This is a genomic window from Stenotrophomonas sp. MMGLT7, from assembly GCF_021168555.1.
Lineage (GTDB): Bacteria > Pseudomonadota > Gammaproteobacteria > Xanthomonadales > Xanthomonadaceae > MMGLT7.
Window position 1 is genome coordinate 288,554 of the sequence record NZ_JAJOZS010000003.1, and the last position, 18,885, is coordinate 307,438.

General features: G+C 69.9%; 14 protein-coding genes. 5 read left to right on the top strand and 9 right to left on the bottom strand.

Features of this window, described 5'->3' with window-relative positions; all coding sequences use genetic code 11:
• Positions 1-35: 35 nt before the first annotated feature.
• A complete protein-coding gene (locus LRX76_RS06020) occupies positions 36-1,457 on the top strand; it encodes a dihydrolipoamide acetyltransferase family protein (protein ID WP_231803090.1) in 1,422 nt (473 codons plus the stop codon).
• 196 nt (positions 1,458-1,653) lie between these two features.
• Positions 1,654-2,037 (top strand): VOC family protein, encoded by a 384-nt coding sequence (locus LRX76_RS06025; RefSeq protein ID WP_231803092.1) that lies wholly within the window; start codon positions 1,654-1,656, stop codon positions 2,035-2,037.
• Positions 2,038-2,121: 84 nt separating this feature from the next.
• Here the strand turns inward: LRX76_RS06025 and LRX76_RS06030 are convergent, their stop codons facing one another.
• From LRX76_RS06030 to LRX76_RS06050, 5 genes are all read right to left on the bottom strand, one after another.
• Entirely contained in the window at positions 2,122-2,448 is a 327-nt protein-coding gene (locus LRX76_RS06030; protein ID WP_231803094.1) for a DUF6172 family protein, read from the bottom strand.
• Positions 2,449-2,775: 327 nt separating this feature from the next.
• Positions 2,776-3,186 carry a VOC family protein gene (locus LRX76_RS06035; RefSeq protein WP_231803096.1) on the bottom strand — a complete coding sequence of 137 codons (411 nt, stop codon included), beginning with the start codon at positions 3,184-3,186 and terminating at the stop codon, positions 2,776-2,778.
• A 65-nt stretch (positions 3,187-3,251) separates the two neighbouring features.
• Positions 3,252-3,953, bottom strand: a complete 702-nt coding sequence (locus tag LRX76_RS06040) for a YafY family protein (protein ID WP_231803098.1) — start codon at positions 3,951-3,953, stop codon at positions 3,252-3,254.
• 333 nt (positions 3,954-4,286) lie between these two features.
• A complete protein-coding gene (locus LRX76_RS06045) occupies positions 4,287-5,885 on the bottom strand; it encodes an alkaline phosphatase D family protein (RefSeq protein ID WP_331716753.1) in 1,599 nt (532 codons plus the stop codon).
• 11 nt (positions 5,886-5,896) lie between these two features.
• Positions 5,897-8,563: a TonB-dependent receptor gene (locus LRX76_RS06050; RefSeq protein WP_231803102.1), complete on the bottom strand. Its 2,667-nt coding sequence runs from the start codon at positions 8,561-8,563 to the stop codon at positions 5,897-5,899.
• A 200-nt stretch (positions 8,564-8,763) separates the two neighbouring features.
• Between LRX76_RS06050 and LRX76_RS06055 the strand changes: the two genes are divergently transcribed.
• Positions 8,764-9,528 carry an SDR family NAD(P)-dependent oxidoreductase gene (locus tag LRX76_RS06055; protein ID WP_231803104.1) on the top strand — a complete coding sequence of 255 codons (765 nt, stop codon included), beginning with the start codon at positions 8,764-8,766 and terminating at the stop codon, positions 9,526-9,528.
• A gap of 3 nt (positions 9,529-9,531) precedes the next feature.
• Here LRX76_RS06055 and LRX76_RS06060 read toward each other — a convergent pair whose 3' ends face one another.
• The 3 genes from LRX76_RS06060 to fhuE all read right to left on the bottom strand — a co-directional run bounded on the left by LRX76_RS06060 (position 9,532) and on the right by fhuE (position 14,769).
• Positions 9,532-10,170 (bottom strand): NAD(P)H-binding protein, encoded by a 639-nt coding sequence (locus LRX76_RS06060; RefSeq protein WP_231803106.1) that lies wholly within the window; start codon positions 10,168-10,170, stop codon positions 9,532-9,534.
• 50 nt (positions 10,171-10,220) lie between these two features.
• A complete protein-coding gene (locus tag LRX76_RS06065) occupies positions 10,221-12,110 on the bottom strand; it encodes a DUF1302 domain-containing protein (RefSeq protein ID WP_231803108.1) in 1,890 nt (629 codons plus the stop codon).
• 484 nt (positions 12,111-12,594) lie between these two features.
• A complete protein-coding gene (fhuE, locus tag LRX76_RS06070; RefSeq protein WP_231803110.1) occupies positions 12,595-14,769 on the bottom strand; it encodes a ferric-rhodotorulic acid/ferric-coprogen receptor FhuE in 2,175 nt (724 codons plus the stop codon).
• A gap of 306 nt (positions 14,770-15,075) precedes the next feature.
• Here fhuE and LRX76_RS06075 point away from each other — a divergent pair, with 306 nt between their 5' ends.
• Positions 15,076-16,668, top strand: coding sequence for a GGDEF domain-containing protein (locus tag LRX76_RS06075; protein ID WP_231803112.1), 1,593 nt, complete (start codon positions 15,076-15,078; stop codon positions 16,666-16,668).
• A 42-nt stretch (positions 16,669-16,710) separates the two neighbouring features.
• Here LRX76_RS06075 and LRX76_RS06080 read toward each other — a convergent pair whose 3' ends face one another.
• Positions 16,711-17,265 (bottom strand): recombinase family protein, encoded by a 555-nt coding sequence (locus LRX76_RS06080; RefSeq protein ID WP_269450735.1) that lies wholly within the window; start codon positions 17,263-17,265, stop codon positions 16,711-16,713.
• 270 nt (positions 17,266-17,535) lie between these two features.
• Here LRX76_RS06080 and LRX76_RS06085 point away from each other — a divergent pair, with 270 nt between their 5' ends.
• Positions 17,536-18,819: an EAL domain-containing protein gene (locus tag LRX76_RS06085; protein WP_231803116.1), complete on the top strand. Its 1,284-nt coding sequence runs from the start codon at positions 17,536-17,538 to the stop codon at positions 18,817-18,819.
• Positions 18,820-18,885 lie beyond the last annotated feature (66 nt).

Here is an 18,885-nt window from a genome sequence, read left to right on the forward strand (position 1 = left end):
GCGGCCCATCACCCCCTCCACTTGCCGAGACATCCATGAGCCAGACCAAGAACTTCCGACTGCCCGACCTGGGCGAAGGCCTGCCCGACGCCACCATCGTCGAGTGGTTCGTCAAGCAGGGCGACAGCATCCGCCTGGACGAGCCGCTGGTCTCGATGGAGACCGCCAAGGCGGTGGTCGAGGTGCCCTCGCCGATCTCGGGCACGGTGCTCAAGCTGGCCGGCGCGCCGGGCGACGTGATCGTCACCGGCGCGGTGCTGGCGCAGTTCCAGCCCGACCCGAACCTGCCGCAGCGCGCCGAGGGCCAGGACACCGGCCACGGCCACGGCGCCGGCGAACCGGACCAGGACGCTCCGGCGCAGGCGGCGGCCAGCGACGACGGCGGCCGCCTGGACGAGCGCCCGGCGCCGTCGCAGGCGCGCGGCGGCATCGACGCGGACCAGGAGCGCGGCGCCGACGCCGGCACCGTGGTCGGCGCGATGCAGGCCTCCGACAGCGTGCACAGCGAGCGCAGCGTCGCCGTCGGTGGCGTGCGCGCGATGCCGGCGGTGCGCGCGCTGGCCAGGAAGCTGGGCGTGGACCTGGCCCGGGTGCAGCCCAGCGGCCCGGACGGCACCGCCACCCTGGCCGACGTCAAGCGCGCCGCCGCGGCGGCCCCTGCAGGAGCGACTTCGGTCGCGACCGACGCAGGGGGGAGTTCGGCGGCCCGCGAAGAGCTCGCGACCGAAGTCGCTCCTGCGGGGGAGAGCCGGCGTTCGCGTACGCCGCTCTCCGCCGCCGGGCGTCCCATGCGCACCCAGCCGCCGGGCGTGGCCGCCAGCGGCCAGCCCGAGCAGCTCAAGGGCGTGCGCCGCAACATGGCGCGGGTGATGGCCGAGGCGCATGCGCAGGTGGTGGCGACCACGGTCAGCGACGATGCCGACATCCACGCCTGGACGCCGGGCAACGACGTCACCGCGCGGCTGGTGCGGGCGATCGTGGCCGCCGCGCGCGCGGTGCCGGCGCTCAATGCCTGGTTCGACGGCGCCGCGCTCACCCGCACCCTGCACCCGCAGGTGGACGTCGGCATCGCCGTGGATACCGACGACGGCCTGTTCGTACCGGCGCTGCGCAATGCCGACATGCTCGACGCGCGCGGCGTGCGCGAAGGCGTCGACCGCCTGCGCCGGCAGGTGGCCGATCGCAGCATCGCCGCCTCCGAGCTGACCGGCTACACCATCTCGCTGAGCAACTTCGGCATGTTCGCCGGCCGCTACGCCACCCCGATCGTGGTGCCGCCGTGCGTGGCCATCGTCGCCGCCGGCCGCGCCCGCCACCAGATGACCCCGGTGATGGGCGGGGTGGAGGCGCACCGGGTGATCCCGCTGTCGCTGACCTTCGACCACCGTGCCGCCACCGGCGGCGAGGCGGCGCGCTTCCTGCGCGCGATGCTCGACGACCTGGCGCTGCCGGGCTGAGCACCCGCGCAGCCTCCCCGCAGGAGCGCCGTAGGGGCACCGTAGGGGCACCGTAGGAGCGACTTCAGTCGCGATGGGGCTCTACCGGTAGAGCCTCATCGCGACTGAAGTCGCTCCTACAGGCGATCCCAGGCTCCGGGGCTGCCGCGGGGGTGCCGCCGCTACACTCGACATACACCTTCGACGGAGCAGCGCCATGGCCCACCGCAGCCGCCTTGCCGGTTTCATCATCGATTGCCAGGGCGGCGACCACGAGGTCGCCGCCGACTTCTGGAGCCAGGCGCTGGGCCTGCCGCGCGGGGCAACCTACGCCGACGGCGACGCCCGCTACACCGAACTGACCGGTGCGCCGGCGGCGCTGAACATCGAGGTGCAGCAGGTCGGGCATCCCTCGCGCGTGCACCTGGACATCGAGGCCGACGACATCGACGCCGAGGCCGCGCGGCTGGAGAAGCTCGGCGCGCGCCGCATCGGCTTCGTCAAGCGCTGGTGGGTGATGGAAGCGCCCAGCGGCCAGCGCTTCTGCGTGGTGCGGATGAAGCATCCCGAACGCGGCGCCGAACCCAGCACCTGGGAATGAAGCGGCCCGGCCGCATGCGCTCGACGCGCGGGGCGCCGCGGTTCCACGGGCGACGACGACGTGGCGCCGCCCTCCCCCGGCGTTTCAGTCCTCGTTGCCGTGCTGCGCCTCGACCGCCGCGGCATCGGCACGCGGCCGGCGCTTTTCCGGCCGGCTGAGGATCTCGACGTAGAAGCGGTCGTGGCTGGCGGCCACCAGCGCATCGACCGCCGGGATCAGCCCGGCCACGTCCACCACGGCGGCACTGGTCGCGTCGGCGCCCACGCGCACGTCGAAGTCCCAGAAATCGGCACCGGCGGGCAGGGCCTTGCGCCGCTCGCGCCGCAGGTACTTGCGGATGTCGTGCTTGCTGGCTTCGAGCAGGCGGTCGCGGTTCTTGCCCTCGATATCGAGCTGGTAGGTCTTTCTCACGGAATCTTGTCCTGGCAGGGGTGGAATGCAGCCGGTCGGGCGGCGGACGGATCGTCCGCCCGGTTCGCGCACCGGCCATGACGGGGCCGGTGCCGCCGGTTCGCACTCCATTATCGGCCCGCCGCGGCATTGCCGCGCCGGCAGCGCAGGCCGGGAGGCAATCGAACGCCGTGGCGCGGCCGCCGCCGGGCATTGCTGGCAAGGCGCGTTGCGCGAGGACAAGCGGGCTTGGCAAGGCATGATGACTGCGGTTCCAGCGCAGCGCGCCGCCGCCGCTGGCATTCGGCGGCGGTCGCAGTAGCCGGGAGGCCTGCCCTCGGCCTCCCATCAGTCCGGATTGCGCTGCAGCATCCGCGACGACGTGGTGGCCAGGTCCGAGGGGCAGTACACGCGCAGGCGATGGCCGTCCGGGTCCAGCGCCACGCCGGTATGGCCGAAGTCCATCACCGTCGCCTGCTGGGCGATGCGTGCGCCGCAACGGCGCCAGTGCGCCAGCAGGCCATCGACCTGCACCGGTTCGGGCACGGCGAGCGCCAGTTCGCCGCCACCGCCGCCGCCCTCGGCGGCCGGCTCGGCTTCCTCGCGCGACCACAGTCCAAGCGCCGGACCGGCATCGAAGGCGAACAGCGCGAAGCCGGGATGCGACTGCACCGGCTCGCGCTGCAGTGCCGCGCGGTAGAAGGCGACGCTGGCGGGGATGTCGGCGACGTAGAACAGCACCAGGGTGGGCTGGATCATTGCAGGGCTCCGATTGTGCAGGAGCCCCCATGCTGGCCGCCGCCGCTGTCAGCCGATGGCAGCAGTCAGTCCGGCAGGCCGGCATCGATGCCCTGCTCGCGCCGCCACTGCCGCAGCAGCTGCTGGCGCGGCAGCGGGTAGCGCTCGGCCAGCGCCTGGCAGTCCTCGATGCGGTCCACGCGGAAGTGCCGCAGCGCCTGCCGCCGCTCGCACCAGGCGACCAGGATGCGCACCTGCTCGAAGTAGCCCAGCGCGAACGGCCAGACCCGGCGTTCGCTGGCCTGGCCGGCGGCATCGCGATAGTGCAGCCGCAGCACCGCGCCATCGCGGATCGACTTGCGCAGCAGCGGCAGCCACGGCCGCGCGGTTGCCGGCAGCTCCTCGCCCGGACCGACCAGAAGCGTCACGCTGTCCAGCTGGTGGCGCACGGCCGGCGGCAGCACCGCGGCGATCTTCGCCAGGCCATCGCGGGCGGCCCCGGCCAGCGCCGGGTCGGTGCGCCGCATCACCCAGCGCAGTCCCAGCGTCAGCGCCTCCAGTTCCTCGACGTCGAACATCAGCGGCGGCAACGCGAACCCGGGACGCAGCACGTAGCCCACGCCCGCCTCGCCGGCGATGTCCGCGCCCTGCTGCTGCAGCGTGGCGATGTCGCGGTACAGCGTGCGCAGGCTGACGCCCAGTTCCTCGGCCAGCCGCCGCCCGCTCACCGGCCGCCGGTGGCGGCGCAGGATCTGCAGCAGCTGCAGCAGGCGTTGAGCACGGGACATGGCCGGTCATCATGCCAGAGCCCGGCGCGCGTCCCCGGGCCCGTGCCGCAGGCTGCTGACGGCGGCTGTCAGCAGGGCGGCGGCGGCCTCGGCGGGGTGCTGGACAACGCCTGCGGCCACGGCAGCGGCCATGACGACGCCAGCCGGCGCCCCGGGTTCGAGCTGGGCCCGATGGGCCGCGGTACGCCGCAACCGCGCGGCGCTTGCGAACCTGTGCCGCGGCTCCGATCCGGTGGCCATCTAAATCGGCTCGACCAACGGCTCGCACGCTGCCCCGCGTGCTGAGGCCTGTTGCACGCCGGCACCGGCCGCTCCGCCAGCGCCCGATAGCCCTCAGGCTCGCTGCAGGCCCGGATTGCCGTGTTCGATGGCAAACCGCGCAAAGCTCTCCAGCCTGCCGTCGGGCACCATCACCCGGTCGAGGATCTTCAGGTCGCCGGTCCAGACATCGCGGTCCACGTCGCACAGCACGTAGCCGCGCTTGTCGGTGGTGACCTTCAGGTACGGACTGTGCGCCAGCGTGTTCTCGGCCTGGGCATCGACGCCCAGGCCATCGGAGCCGGAGGAGATCGACGTGGCGAGGAACTCGCTGGAGATCACCCCGGAATCGGCGTGGTCCTGCACCAGGTCGCTGGCGTAATGGCGGTGCGCATCGCCGCACACCGTCACCACGTTCTTGAAGCCCACCTGCCGGATGTGGTCGAGCAGGCGCCGGCGGCTGGAGAGGTAGCCCGACCACTGGTCGTCGGACGTCACCGTCGCCCCGCCCTTCTCCCGTGCGTAGTTGCCCAGCGACACCTGGTGGGCGATCACGTGCCAGCGCGGGGCGGCATCGGACAGGCCATCGAACAGCCATTTCTCCTGCGCCGCCCCGGTGATGCTGCGCCCGGGCGATTCCACCTCCGCGCGGTTGCCCATGTCGGCCTGCTTGCTGCGGTACTGGCGGGTGTCGAGCAGATGCAGGTCCAGCAGGTCGCCATAGCGCGCGCGCCGATAGATCTGCATCCGCCCGTCGCGCGGGAACGCCGTGCGCCGCAGCGGCATGTTCTCGTAGTAGGCCTGGAACGCCTGCGCGCGCCGCAGCAGGAACAGCGGGCCGGGCGTGCCGTCCTGGTCGTCGCCGCCGGCCCAGTTGTTGTCCACCTCGTGATCGTCGAAGGTGACGAACCACGGCAGCGCCGCATGCGCCGCCTGCAGGTCGGGATCGGTCTTGTACTGCGCGTAGCGGCGCCGGTAGTCGTCCAGCGTGTAGAGCTGTGGGCCGACATGGTTGCGCAGGTTGGTGAACGGACGGCCGTTCATCTTGCGGATCCGCGTGGGGCTGGTGGCGCCTTCGTAGATGTAGTCGCCGTAATGGAACACGAAGTCCAGCGGTTCCTCGGCGATCTTCCGCCACGCGGTGTAGTAGCCCTCCTCGTAGTGCTGGCAACCGGCCACCGCGAAGCGCACGCGCTGCAACTGCGCACCCCGCGCCGGCAGCGTGCAGGTGCGCGCGGTTCCGGTGTCGTATCCGGCCACGTTGAACCGGTACCAGTACGGGCGCCCCGGCGCCAGGCCGTCGAGCTCGACGTGGACCGAGTGCCCCAGTTCCGGGTGCGCCAGTGCCGTGCCGCGGCGGATCACCCTGCGGAAGCCTTCGTCGTCGGCCAGTTCCCAGCCGACGACGATCGGCTGCGTCGGCATGCCGCCGCCGAATTCCAGCGGCTCGGTCGCCAGGCGCGTCCACAGCACCACGCCGTCGGGGGTGGGCTCCCCCGAGGCCACGCCCAGCGCGAACGGCGTCCTGCCGAACCAGGGCGACTTGAGCAGATTGCGCGGACTCAGGCTGCTGGCGTCCGTCTCGGCCGCCAGCAGCGATGCCATGCCCATCCATGCGCCCAGCCCGGAAAGGCCGGAAAGCGCGATGAACCGCCGGCGATTGATGCCATTCACGTCGGCCGGCCTCAGTTGTAGATGATGTGGAAGTAGAAGAAACGGCCGTAGTCGTCGATCTCGGTGCGGAACCTGCCGTTCGGCCCGGTGCTGTAGGTGGGCTGCTTGTTGAACAGGTTCTTCGCCTCGTACTTGAGCGTGACGTGCTTGGCGATCCTGTGGCTGAAAGCCAGGTTGAAGGTCATGTACGGGTCGTAGTACGAGTCGAGCCACTGCGTGTCGCCGAAGTCGACCAGCATCCTGCTGCGGTAGTTGCCCGACAGGCGCAGCTGCGCCTTCTGCCAGGGCATGCGCCAGATCAGCGAGCCGTTGAGCGACCAGTCCGGCTGGTAGAGCAGGCGGTCGAGCTCGCGGGTGCTGCCGTCGCCGATCAGGTAGTTGGTCCGGCCATCCAGGCGCGTGGCGTTGAAGAACATGTCCAAGCGCTGCCGGCCCCACTGCAGGTTGCGGTTGGAGACGGCCAGTTCGATGCCGCGCAGCCTGGACTTCTCGGCATTCATCGGCTGGGTCACCCTGTAGGTGACGTCGTCGAGGTCGGCGTAGGTGGTCAGGGTGTAGATGTCGTCCTTGATCTGCTTGTCGAACAGCGCCACCGACACCATGGCGTTGTTGCCGTTGAAGTACATGTCCCAGGCCAGGTCGAGGTTGGTCGACTTGCGCGGCTGCAGGTCCGGGTTGCCCTGCCTGATCGTGCAGTAGCCGAAACCGTCGTCGTCCTCGCCGCAGCTGGTGCTGGCTGCCTGGGCGATGTTGCTCGGCGTCGGCCGGCCGAGCGTGCGGCTGGCCGAGAAGCGCAGGCGCTGGTTGTCGCTGAGCTTGAACAGGGCGTTCAACGACGGCAGGAAGTTGCTGTAGCCGCCGCTGGTCCTGCGGAAATCGGCCGTGTACGTGCTGCCGCCATCGCCGCTGTACGGGCTGAACGCATCGAACGTGGCGTGGTCGTAGCGCACGCCGCCGACCAGCAGCAGCCGCTCCCAGGCGTACTGGGCCGAGAAGTAGGCGTCGGTGATGTCCTCCACGTACTTGTAGTCGCTGGTGTAGTCGGCATTGGGATAGGCGGCGTCGTTGTCCTGCAGCGTCGGCACCAGCTCGGACGTGAGCTTGGCGTTGTCGATCAACGGGAATCCGGAGAGGATCCCGAGCCTGGTCGAACCCGGGTAGAGGTAGTCGTTGACCGGCGCGCTGGTCTTGAAGTAGTCGAAATCGATGTCCTGCCAGATGTTCAGGTGCCGGTACTCGGCACCGGTGGCGAAACCGAAGCCTTCCGCGTCCGCGCCGACGTTGTAGCTGAAGTCGAGCCGCAGGTCGTCGATCTTCTCCTTGGCATCGCGCGCCGACACGTAGGCCTGCGCGGGATTGAGGTTGTAAGTGGATCCCTGCAGCAGGCTCGCGTCGGAAATGCCCACCGCGTTGGGGAAGCCGTGGCGGTCGTTGGCGTAGTCGGCGTACAGGTTGCTCGGGTAGGCGCGCACGCCCCAGTAGACCTGGGTGTTGTCGAAGGTCTCCTCGGTATGGCCGGCGCGGAACACCAGCTTCGCCAGCTCGCCCACGTCCCAGGTGAAGTTGGCGATCGCGCCGTAGTTACTGCGATCCCAGCGGTCGTGGCGGTTCTTGACGTAGATGCTGTTGATCTGCGTGGTGCCGCTGTCCCCGGTCTGGTCCTGGATGTCGAACCTGGCGTTGCCGTACAGGTCGGTCTTGTTCATCGTCGAGTTTTCGTAGAACCGGTACGAGTACATCAGCAACGAGGCGTAGAACGGATCGTTCGCCGGCTTCCATTCCAGCTTCACCGAGCCGCCGAAGTTGGTGATGTAGTTGGTGTAGGTGCCGGTGCTGTGGTTGCCGGGCGCGCGCAGGCCGTTCCAGTCGGCGTAATCGGTCGGCGCCGGGTTGCCGGAGGTCAGGTAGTTGCCATCGTCGTCGTGGTAGTAGTTCGATTCCACCCAGCGCTTGACGCTGTTGCGCGAGCGCTGCTGGTAGCGCCCGACCGCGACCACGCCGAACTCCTTGTCCGCGCCGAACTGGTCGGAGAACATCACCTTGGCGCTCTTGCCCCAGTGCCCCAGGGTCTTGTGGTCGCCGCCGGCACTCCGGGCGACATCGGTCTCGGCCGTGGAGTAGATGCCTGCGGCGTCGGCGAAGACGTACCTGCCGCTGCGGTCGAACGCGCTGCGGCTGATGATGTCGATGACGCCGCCGATGGCATCGGGCGCCTGCTCGGCACTGAAGGACTTGTAGATGTCGGTACGGGTGCCGATGTCGCTGGGGATCAGCTGCAGGTTGTTCATGCGCTCGCCGGAGCCGCTGCCGCCGACGCTGGCGATCGCGATGCCGTCGATCGTGGTGTAGTTGAGGTTCGGCTGCACGCCGCGGATGGTGACGTAGCGTGGTTCGCCGGCGTCCTCCACCGCGCTGATGCCGGGTGCCGACATCAGGATCTCGGCCAGCGTCTCGTCGCCGTAGCTGTCCATTTCATCGTAGATCACCGAGTCCCTGACCACGACCGACTGCTTTTTCTGGTCGATGACCTCGTGCGGCGCGATCACCTTGACCGTATCCAGGGTATTGGCGCTGCCGGCCGGCGGCTCTCCGCCGTCTTCCTGCGCGGCGGCCGGCGCTCCGGCGGATCCGCCCGGGTGTTCCAGGGCAAGGGCGGCGACCGGGGCCGAGAGGCCCATGGAGAAAAGCGAAACCGACAGTGCCCGGCGGACGGCCGGACAGGGGATGCAGCGGGAAGGATCGATCATTGCCACCACCCGGGAGGACAGCGCGCCATGATGGAAACGGTTTATTACCCGACCGTGACCAGATCCGGTGCGAGCGTCTGCAGGCCCGGCGGACCGCTACAATCGTGGCTTCCCGGCAGCCCACGCCTCCCATGACCGGATCACGCGCCCCCCTCGCCGATCGCCGCATCCTCGTCGCCGGTGCCAGCCGCGGCATCGGCTACGCCATGGCGCAGGCCTTCGTCCGCGCCGGCGCCCGGGTATCGATCTGCTCGCGCGGCACCGCCCCGCTCGAACTGGCCGCTGAGGCGCTGTCCGCACACGGGCAGCGCGTCCACCACATGGCCTGCGACGTGTCCGATCCGGCGCAGATCGAGGCCTACGTCGAGGCCGCCGCCAACGCCCTCGGCGGCCTCGACGTGGTGGTCAACAACGCCTCCGGCTATGGCAACGGCAACGACGACGCCAGCTGGCGCGCCGGCTTCGAGGTGGACCTGATGGCCGCGGTACGCTGCAACCGCGCCGCGCTGGCGCACCTGCGCCGCGGCACCGATCCGGCGATCATCAACATCAGCTCTATCAACGGCTCGCGCCCCACCCCGCGCGCGGCGGCCTATTCCACCGCCAAGGCGGCGCTGAACTACTACACGGTGACCCTGGCCGCCGAGCTGGCGCGCGAGCGCATCCGCGTCAACGCCATCGCGCCCGGCTCGATCGAGTTCCCGGGCGGACTGTGGGAGCGCCGCCGCGAGCAGGAGCCGGCGCTGTACGCCAGCATCCGCGACAGCATCCCGTTCGGCTGCTTCGGCACGGTGGAGGACGTCGCCCACGCCGCGCTGTTCCTGGCCTCGCCGCAGGCGCGCTGGATCACCGGGCAGGTGCTGGCGGTGGACGGCGGCCAGTCGCTGGGCGCCTGAGCCTCAATCGGCCAATTGCGCCGAATCGACCACGTGCACGCCCGGGCGTGGCGCCAGCGCCGCCTCGACCAGCGCGGCGGCGATGTTCTGCGCCGGATCGATGCGCCAGCGGCGTGGCAGCAGCGGCCGCAATGCGCCCATCACCTGCAGCGCCAGGTGCTCGCCGGCACGGCGCTGCGCGCGCTCTCCGCCGATCAGGCCCGGGCGCACCAGCGTCAGCGACGGGTATCCCAGCGCCTGCAGGTCGCGCTCCAGCTCGCCCTTGACCCGGCTGTAGAAGATGCGCGATCGCGCATGCGCGCCCATCGCCGAGTTCAGCGCGAACGCCTCGGCACCGTGGCTGCGTGCGCGGGCGGCGATCTGCAGCGGGTAGTCGTGGTCGATGCGGCGGAAGGCCTCGCGCGATCCGGCCTGGCGCATCGTGCTGCCGAGCGCGCACACCACCGCATCGACCTGCCACGGCGCGGCCGCCTCGGGCAGGTGCTCGAAGTCGGCCACGACATTGCGCACGCGGGCGTCGCTGCCCGGCAACGGCCGCCGCGTCAGCGCCACCACCTGGCCGCAGCGCGGATCGGCCCGCAGCCGTTCCAGCACGTGGCCGCCGACCAGCCCGGTCGCGCCCACCAGCAGGACCTTCTTCATCGCGATCTCCCGAGGCGGCAAGGCCCCAGCATAGACCGGCCGGCCCGGCCTCAGAAACTGGCGCCGACCGCCAGCACCAGGTTGTCGTGGTCGGCAAGCGGGTCGTACTTGTTGTCGCCCAGGTAGTGCGTGTACGCGGCGCTGGCGAAATAGTTGCCGGCGAACTTGGCCGCCACGCCGGCCACCAGCGTGCGGCGGCCGTCCACCAGCGCCGAGTCGACCGAGTAGCCGGACACGTCCTGGCCCCAGGTCAGGCTGGGCGACAGGGTGGCGCTGCCGAGCGCGTAGTCGAGCTGGCCGCGGATGCGGTAGCCCCAGGCCATGCGGGTGAAGAAGCCGTCGTTGACGCAGCCGTCCGGGTTCTGCACCGCGCCGCAGCTGCCGTCGAAGCCGACCGGCGAATAGCCCCAGTGGAAGCCGCGGCCATAGCGCGCCACCGACATCGGCGGCAGGTTGACGTGCTGGTACGCCGCCTCGGCCGCCAGCGTGCCGCCGCGCGCGCCCAGCAGCGGCCCCAGCGCGCGGCTGGCGCCGAGCTGCAGCTGCATCTTCTGGAAGCGGTCGTAGCCGCGCAGCAGGAAGCCTTCCGGCTGGCCGGCGGTGCGGTCGCCGACCGGCCCGCCGTTGCGGGTGAGCGCGGCGAACATGTCGGCGGTGTTGAGCTGCACCGGCAGGTCGTCGCTGTAGCTCAGCTCGCCGCTGAAGCGCCACTGCCGCCACTTCGTCGCCGCCGAGAACCCCATCAGGTGGATGCCGTCGGGGTATTCCCAGGACTCGGTGATGGTGGACAGCGTCTGCGACAGCTGCGCCTGCGCCAGCGGCACGCCGCCGGCGACCAGCTGCGCCACCAGGTCCGGCTGCAGCAGCGCGCTGTCCGGCGTGCTGGCGTTGAGGATCGGCGTGCGCGCGTTGTAGCGCATCCAGTACACGCCCAGGTCGGTGTTCCATTGCGGCACGGCGTAGCGCAGCGCGAAGCCGAACTGGCCGCCATCCTTGCCGTCGATGTCGGTGCCACGCGGCAGCACCGCGCCGGCGGCGTTCATGTAGCCGTCGCTGAGCCACTGCCCGGCGCCGGCGGAACTGGAGTTGAGCGGGTAGTAGGCATTGGACTGCAGGCCCGAGCAGCCCGGGTCGATGCCGATGTCGGTGCCGGAGAAGAACGTGCCGCACGGGTCCAGCTCGCTGGCGCGCCACTTCCACTGCCAGAAGCCCTCGATGCTGATGCCGTTGTCGAAGGCCAGCCGGCTCCACACCATCTCCACCGGCACCTGTACCTCGCTGGCGGCATCGGTGCCGGGCCGGCGCAGGGTGGTGACGTCGCTCGGGTTGACCTGGTTGAGGCCGCTGAAGAACAGCCCCTCGCCCCACTTCACCCGCTGCTTGCCGACGCGCGTGTCCCACTGCGCGTGGTCGCCCAGCTTCCAGCCGCCGTAGACGTAGGCATCGCGCAGCAGCACGCCGGAAAAGCGGTTCGAGCGCGAGAAGCCGCGGTCGCTGAGCGGGGTGTCGGCGGCGAAGCCGTTGCCGACGTTGCCCTGCGGCACGTCGTGGTCCTCCAGCACGGTGTCGTACCAGGCGCGGCCGCTGAGCGCGATGCCGACGTTGCGGTACTTCACGTCCACGCCGCTGGTGATCTTGAACAGGCCCGAGTACAGGTCGCCGGCGCCGTAGTTGAGGTTGCCGTCGTCGGAGGTGTCGCTGCCAAGCCCGGCCTGCGCGCCGCCCTTGGGCGCGCCGTCGGAGCGGAAGCCCTTGCCTACCAGTTCGCGCGCAGCACCCTCGGTGCGGATGCCCGCGCCGGCCACCACCCGGGTGTTCCAGGTCACCTTGCCCTCGCCCTCGGCGAAGTCGAACTCGGCCGCCGCCAGCGGTGCCGTGCAGGCCAACAGGAGCAGCGGGGCGGACAGGGACAGGGCGCGGCGGCTCGGCGGAATCGACATCGGCGGCGGTTCATCCGGTAGGGCTGGGCGTTATACCACCGCAACTTCCTTGCCGCTGCAACGAATGCGGCCACCGCGGTCCCGGCGGCGAGGCTCTCGAACATCGACGGCGTGGACGCTGACGGCGCAGCGCATCCGCCATGCCGTCCCGTCATTCGGGTACCCGGAACCATGCCCTTCAACGACTTCGCCGAAGGTTCCAGGTCGCGGCGCCCCCCTGAGCAGCCGCACAGGGCGGGCCTTGGCACGCCACCATTGATTCGGCCTGCGGCGGGCCTTGGCCCGCCCTGTGCCTGAGCGATGACGATCCCGCCGGACCCGCGCTTCCTGCTTGCTCGTTCCCCGATGACCCATCCCGTCTCTCGTGGAGGGCGCGCGGCTCGCAAGGCCGACTGTCCAGAGAGATGCCTCATCGGCGAAGCAGGAAAATCGACAGGCAACGGCAAGACCACGAACAACGCAAAGACCTTGAACGGCCCTGCCTTCAGAACCGGTAGGTGAAGGTCAGCGAGCCGTTGCGCGGCTCGCCCCAGGCGCCATAGCTGGAGATCTGCGAGTAGTACTTCTTGTCCAGCAGGTTGTTGAGGTTGACCTGCACGGAGAACTGCTCGGACAGGTGGTAGCGGGCGAACGCACCGACCAGCGCATAGGCCTTCTGCTCGAACCGGCCATGAGTCTCGTCCACGTCGTAGATGCGGTTCTGCCAGTTCACGCCGCCGCCGAAGGTCAGCTCGGCGAGGCTGCGCGGGGTGTAGCTGGTGTAGAGCTTGACCGTGGTCTGCGGCAGCTTGCTGTTGATGTCCGAACCGCCGGCATCCTTGGCCACGTAGCGCGATGCGCCGAAGGTGGCGTTCCAGCCCGGCGCCAGCTCGCCGTTCAGTTCGAACTCGAAGCCGCGGCTGACGGTGCCGCGCGCCGCCACGTAGGCGAACTCATCGGTCCCGGGGATCCTGTCGGTGGTGACCTGGGCCACGTTGTCCTGCTCGATGCGGAACACGGACAGCGAGGCGTTCAGGCGATCGTCGAACCAGGCTGCCTTGACCCCGACCTCGTAGCTCTTGCCGGTCACCGGGTCCAGGTAGGAGCCGTTGATGTCGCGCGCGGTCTGCGGCTGGAAGATGTCGGTGTAGCTGGCATAGGCCGACCAGGTGTCGTCGAAGTCGTAGACCAGGCCGGCATACGGCGTGGTGACCTTGTGCTGGCGGTCGGCGTCTTCGCCCTCGCTCTTCCAGTCGGTGTAGCGCGCGCCGGCGATCAGCTTCAGCGGGTCGGCCAGCGACAGGCGCACGGCGGCATAGGCGGCCTTCTGGGTGACGGTGCCGCGGCCGTACTCGGCCAGCGGCTCCCAGTCGGGCTCTGCATACTCGCTCCCGGTCCAGCCCAGGTAGGTCGGCAAGGTGTAGTACCCCGTGCCGTCTTCATTGGCAGGAAAACTGTAGGTGCCGGTGTTGATGTACCTGCGGCGGTTGTAGCTGACGCCGGCCATCAACTCGTGCTCGCGCCCGAACAACCGGAACGGGCCATCGGCGTAGCCGTCCAGGCCATCGACCTTGCGCTGGGTGACGTAGTAGCCGGAGTACGGCACCACCCCGGCGCCGGTGTCCTTGTCGAAGCCGTAGATCGTGTAGTACGGGTAGAACAGCTTGTCGGTGACGTCGGTCTGGTCGTGCGTGGCGTTGGCCTTGACCTTCCAGCCACCGGCGAAGTCGTGCTGCACGGTGGCGAAGGCGCGCTTGGTGGTGGTGTCCCAGAAGGTCCAGTCGGAGGCCGGATTGAACGACCTGGAGTAACGGGTGCGGCTGCCGTCGGAGTACCACAGCGGGAAGCCGCCCCAGGTGACGTCGTCGGACTGCTTCTTCTGGTAGTCGTAGCCCACGCTCAGCTGCGTGTTCTCGCCCAGGTCGGCATCGATCACCGCGTAGCCCAGGGTCTTCTGCTGGCTGTAGCGGTCCACGTACGAGTCGGTGTCCAGGTAGCTGCCGATCACGCGGGCGCGCACGCTGCCGCTGGCGTTGAGCGGGGTGGTGACGTCGACCGTGGAGCGGGTCCGGCCCCAGCTGCCGGCGGTGACCGAGACGGTGCCGGTCAGCTCGTGGCTGTCGGCGTGCTTGCGGATCAGGTTGACCGAGGCCGACGGGTTGCCGGCGCCGGTCAGCAGGCCGGTGGCGCCGCGCACCACCTCGACGCGGTCGTACAGCGCCAGGTCCAGCGCCGAGTCGCCGTAGCTCCAGTTCTGCACCATCGTGGTCGGGATGCCGTCGAACTGGTAGTTGTCGATGTAGAAGCCGCGCGCGTAGAACTCGAAGCGCTCGCTGTCGGAGCGGGTGTTGGACACACCGGTGGTGTTGCTCAGCACGTCGATGATGTCGTCCAGGCCCTGGTCCTCGATGCGCTGGTGGCTGATGATGCTCACCGACTGCGGGATCTCGCGCGCGGACAGGTTGAAGCGGGTGCCTGCCGTGGTCTTGCGCACGCTGTAGCCCTCGGCGCGCTCGCCCTTGACGTACAGCCGGTCGAGCGTGGCCACGTCGCCGGCGGCGGCGGCCTCCTGCGCATGGCCCGGCATGGCCATCGCGAGCAACGCGGCGAACAGCGCGCCCGGCAGGGCACCGCGGGGCGGGGCGGCGGGACGGGAAGACACATCGGCAAAACGGATCATGGGGTGACTCCAGGACAGCGATGGCAGCGCCGGGCGCCTGGCCGGCGACGGCAGCGGGAAAGAGGCAGGGATGGCTCGGCGGGCATGGGGCGCGGCTTGCAAACGACGCTCCCGGCTGGCGGTCATGACGACCCGGCCGGGTGCGCCCGGCCCCGCGAGGGAGAAGGACGGCGCCTGGCACGGCGCGCATTGTAAATGATTCGCATTGCCCCACAGCAGCGCCCGCCGCTCAAGCCGGCCACGGCCGCGCCGATAACCGGGCGTCGGCATTTGCCGGCGAACGCCGTCCGAGGACTGCCCCGCCCCATGTCGGAAGAACACGGTCAACCGCCCCGCGCGCCCGGAGGCCTGCGCCGGCTGCTGTCGCGCCGGCCCGGCCCGGCCGTGGCCGCCTCGGCCTCGGTAATCGAGGGCGACAGCCGCCGCCTGGCGCCCGCGGCCAGGCCCGCCGCGGCTGCCCCGGCCAGCGACGCCGCGGCGCTGCGGCGCCTGTTCGCCGAGGCGCACAAGCCCGAGGCGCTGCTGTGCGCCTTCGCCGACGGCATGGCCGGCCTGCACGGCGAGCTGCGCGACATGGGCCTGCGGCTGCAGGCGGCCCACGCCGGCGGCGACTGGCCCGGCTACGGCCGCGCCCTGCGCCAGCTGATCGACAAGTACATCCGCACCATCGACCTGGACAGTGCCGACGACGGCGGCAGCGATGCCGAGCGTCTGCGCGACCTGCTGCGGCACACCCTCGGCGCGGCGCTGGCGACCCTGCTGCAGCAGGCGCCGCCGCTGGCGGCCGAGGCGCAGGCCATCGGCGGCGCGCTGCGGCACTGGCAGCCGCGCCAGCCGTTGCAGCCGCTGGAGGCGCGCGTGCGCGAGCTGTGCCACCAGGTCGGCCTGCGCGGCGAGGACGTGCAGGAACAGCAGACGCTGCTGCTGGGCCTGTTCGACCTGCTGCTGGAGAACGTGGGCGAGCTGCTCGACGATCGCAGCTGGCTGCAGGGGCAGATCTCGGCGGTGCGCGACCTGATCGCCGGGCCGATCGAGCGCGGCGCCATCGAGCAGGCGCGCAACGGCCTGCGCGAGGTGATCTACAGGCAGGGCCTGCTCAAGCAGGGCATCGCCGAATCCAAGGCGGCGATGAAGGAGCTGATGGTCTCCTTCGTCGATCGCCTGGGCAGCATGGCCGCCAGCACCGGCGAGTTCCACGACCGCATCAGCGACCACTCCCAGGCCATCGCCGAGGCACGCAGCATCGCCGACCTCAACCGCCTGCTGCAGGAGCTGCTGGCCGATACCGGGCGCGTGCAGGAACAGGCGCTGCGCAGCCGCGACCATCTGCTGGCCGCGCGCGCGCAGGTGGACGAGGCCGAGCAGCGCATCGCCCGGCTGGAACAGGAACTGCGCGACGTCGCCGGACTGGTGCGCGAGGACCAGCTCACCGGCGCGCTCAACCGCCGCGGCCTCGACGAACTCTACCGGCGCGAGGCCGCGCGCACCGAGCGCAGCGGCCAGCCGCTGTGCCTGGCGATGCTGGACCTGGACGACTTCCGCCGCATCAACGAGCTGCACGGCCACGCCGGCGGCGACGCCGCGCTGCAGTACCTGGTGCAGGTGATGCACACCGCGCTGCGCAGCAGCGATGCGGTGGTGCGCCACGGCGGCGAGGAGTTCGTGCTGCTGCTGCCCGATTCCACCCTGTTCGAGGCCACGGCCGCGGTCACCCGCGTGCAGCGCGCGCTGGCGCAGCGCTCGCTGCTGTTCGAGGACGTGCGCATCTTCCTGACCTTCAGCGCCGGCGTGGCGCTGCGCGCGCCCGGCGAGACCCAGGAGGACCTGCTCAGGCGCGCCGACGCCGCCATGTACGAGGCCAAGAAGGCCGGCAAGAACCGTATCGTCAACGCCGATTGACGGCCCCGCCAGCGGGTACTTCCGCCACGCCGGCATCCTCGCTCAGGAGGGCGTTGCAAGCATTCGCTGCAGCGTGCGCGGGTGCACGTTGTAGCGCCGAGCCACTTCCTTCAACGGACTGTGGTTGTCTATCGCACGCAGCGCCTCGCGGCGCTGCTCCTCGGTCAATGCGCACCTGCGCCCGACATGGATCCCCCTGGCGCGCGCGGCGGCCATGCCGGCCCGGGTCCTCTCGCTGATCAAGGCACGCTCGAACTCGGCCAGCGCGGCCATCACGTGGAACAGCAGCATCCCCCCGGGCGAGGTGGTATCGATGTTTTCCGTCAGGGAAATGAAATGGACATCGCGTTTCCCCAGCTGGTCGACCAGTTCCACCAGCGAACGCAGCGAGCGCCCCAACCGGTCCAGCCGCCATACCGTCAGCGAGTCTCCGGGACGCAACCGCTCCATCGCCGCATGCAGTCCCGGTCGATCGAACTTTCCGCCGGAAAACCCGTGATCGGTGAGTATGCACCGGCAGCCTGCACGCTCCAGCGCGGCGACCTGCAGGTCCATGTTCTGATCTTCGGTAGAAACTCTCGCATATCCAACTTTCATTCGCCCGCCAAGTAACAGTAAACCCAAGAAGTGCCCGCGGAACCAGCGGGGAACGCAAAGCTGGCCGATGCCGCGCAGGCCGGGAAAGAGCGGTTTTGTTCACCTTTTCCAGCGGATGCCGCCGGCCTGCCGGGCCATCGAGGATTGACAAAAGCGGTCCCTTTTTTCACTCAGGATCGGAAAGCTGCTGCTAGGCTTTTTTCAGGTTTTTCAGGCAATCGACTTGGCTTTCACAAGCCGGTACCTATTTTGACGCAAGGGACCCCTTGCATGAAGGACGGCGTCACGGAAACACACACGCGCCGGCGTGAGGTCGCCCGGGCAACAGGGGATTGCCGTTGTCCGGATACGGACGCCATATCCGCGAACGCCGCGCCGACGCATGCGCTCATCGTGCTGCTGAACCATCCGCACCTGCGGATGGCCTACGGCATCGCCGTGGCGGAGCGGGTCGCGCGGGAACTGCAGTGGCGGATGCATCTGCGAGGCAGTTCCATCGCCGTGGTCGGCGAGGACTGTTTCCTGGCGACCCTGCCGGAAGGCGAGCCACCGCTCGGCGTGATCGGATGCTGGCTCGTCGCCCTGTGCAGCCAGCCCATCGCCTCTGTCGAGGGCAGCGTACTGCCGCTGATCTCCATCGGCCTGGTCCACGTCCAGGGCGTCGGCAGGCACACGCCATCGACGATCGACCGGCTGGGACCGGGCAGTGTCCAGCCGCCGCTTCCACCGCAGTACAGCCTGCAATGGCGCATCGATTACGAACGCGACATGGCCACTGCCTTGGTGTTCTTCGAAAGGATGCGCGCAGGCGCCTGCTCGCTGACGCTGCAACCGGTGGTCAGCCGGCATTCCTGCGGAACACAGCTGTACAGCGAAGCGCTGCTGCGCATACGCGACACGTCCACCGATGCTGCGCCGCCGCTGATGGACGTGCTGGGCGCGCTGCGCAGGACCGGGCTGATCCGCCTGCTCGACCATTGCGTGGTCCATGCGGCCATCGAAGGGCTGGCGCAGGACCCCGCCTTGCAGCTGGGATGCAACATTTCCGCCTGGAGCACGGTACTGGACAGCTGGTGGAGCGAGGCGATCGACCGTCTCTCGCGCCTGCCGGAAGTGGCCTCGCGCCTGACCATCGAACTGACGGAAGACGTGCCGCTTCCCGACCCGCGTTCGGCGCTGGCGCTCGTCAACCGACTGCACCAGCTTGGCTGCCGCGTCGCCATCGACGACTTCGGCGCGGGAACCGGTGCCGGCGGGCTGGAATTCAGCATCCGCGCGCGACCGGACGTGATCAAGATAGACCGCAAGTTCCTCCAGGCGGCCCACCGCAGCGGCCGCGAGCAGCGCGCCTTCGCCCACCTGGTAGGACTGTGCCGGACACTTGCCGACTACGTGGTCATGGAAGGAGTGGAACAGCCCGGCGATCTGGTGCATCTGGATGCGGCCGGTGTCGACTGGTTCCAGGGCTATCTGGTCGATGGATGGGAGAAGGCGCCGGTACCGGTGCCGATGCGGACGCCGGGGCGATGGGACGCGAACCCTCCGTCCATGTGATCCGACCGGCCTTGCCGGTGCCGGGCCAGCCGCCGCGCGCGGCGGACAGCGATGATGCGCGTGGCC

What these genes read in the sequence shown, in the direction of transcription:
- LRX76_RS06020 (WP_231803090.1), top strand. Translation starts at nt 36, where the DNA reads ATGAGCCAGACCAAGAACTTCCGACTGCCCGACCTGGGCGAAGGCCTG.
- LRX76_RS06025 (WP_231803092.1), top strand. Translation starts at nt 1,654, where the DNA reads ATGGCCCACCGCAGCCGCCTTGCCGGTTTCATCATCGATTGCCAGGGC.
- LRX76_RS06035 (WP_231803096.1), bottom strand. Translation starts at nt 3,186, where the DNA reads ATGATCCAGCCCACCCTGGTGCTGTTCTACGTCGCCGACATCCCCGCC.
- LRX76_RS06040 (WP_231803098.1), bottom strand. Translation starts at nt 3,953, where the DNA reads ATGTCCCGTGCTCAACGCCTGCTGCAGCTGCTGCAGATCCTGCGCCGC.
- LRX76_RS06050 (WP_231803102.1), bottom strand. Translation starts at nt 8,563, where the DNA reads ATGGGCCTCTCGGCCCCGGTCGCCGCCCTTGCCCTGGAACACCCGGGC.
- LRX76_RS06055 (WP_231803104.1), top strand. Translation starts at nt 8,764, where the DNA reads ATGACCGGATCACGCGCCCCCCTCGCCGATCGCCGCATCCTCGTCGCC.
- LRX76_RS06060 (WP_231803106.1), bottom strand. Translation starts at nt 10,170, where the DNA reads ATGAAGAAGGTCCTGCTGGTGGGCGCGACCGGGCTGGTCGGCGGCCAC.
- LRX76_RS06065 (WP_231803108.1), bottom strand. Translation starts at nt 12,110, where the DNA reads ATGTCGATTCCGCCGAGCCGCCGCGCCCTGTCCCTGTCCGCCCCGCTG.
- fhuE (WP_231803110.1), bottom strand. Translation starts at nt 14,769, where the DNA reads ATGATCCGTTTTGCCGATGTGTCTTCCCGTCCCGCCGCCCCGCCCCGC.
- LRX76_RS06075 (WP_231803112.1), top strand. Translation starts at nt 15,076, where the DNA reads ATGTCGGAAGAACACGGTCAACCGCCCCGCGCGCCCGGAGGCCTGCGC.
- LRX76_RS06080 (WP_269450735.1), bottom strand. Translation starts at nt 17,265, where the DNA reads ATGAAAGTTGGATATGCGAGAGTTTCTACCGAAGATCAGAACATGGAC.
- LRX76_RS06085 (WP_231803116.1), top strand. Translation starts at nt 17,536, where the DNA reads ATGAAGGACGGCGTCACGGAAACACACACGCGCCGGCGTGAGGTCGCC.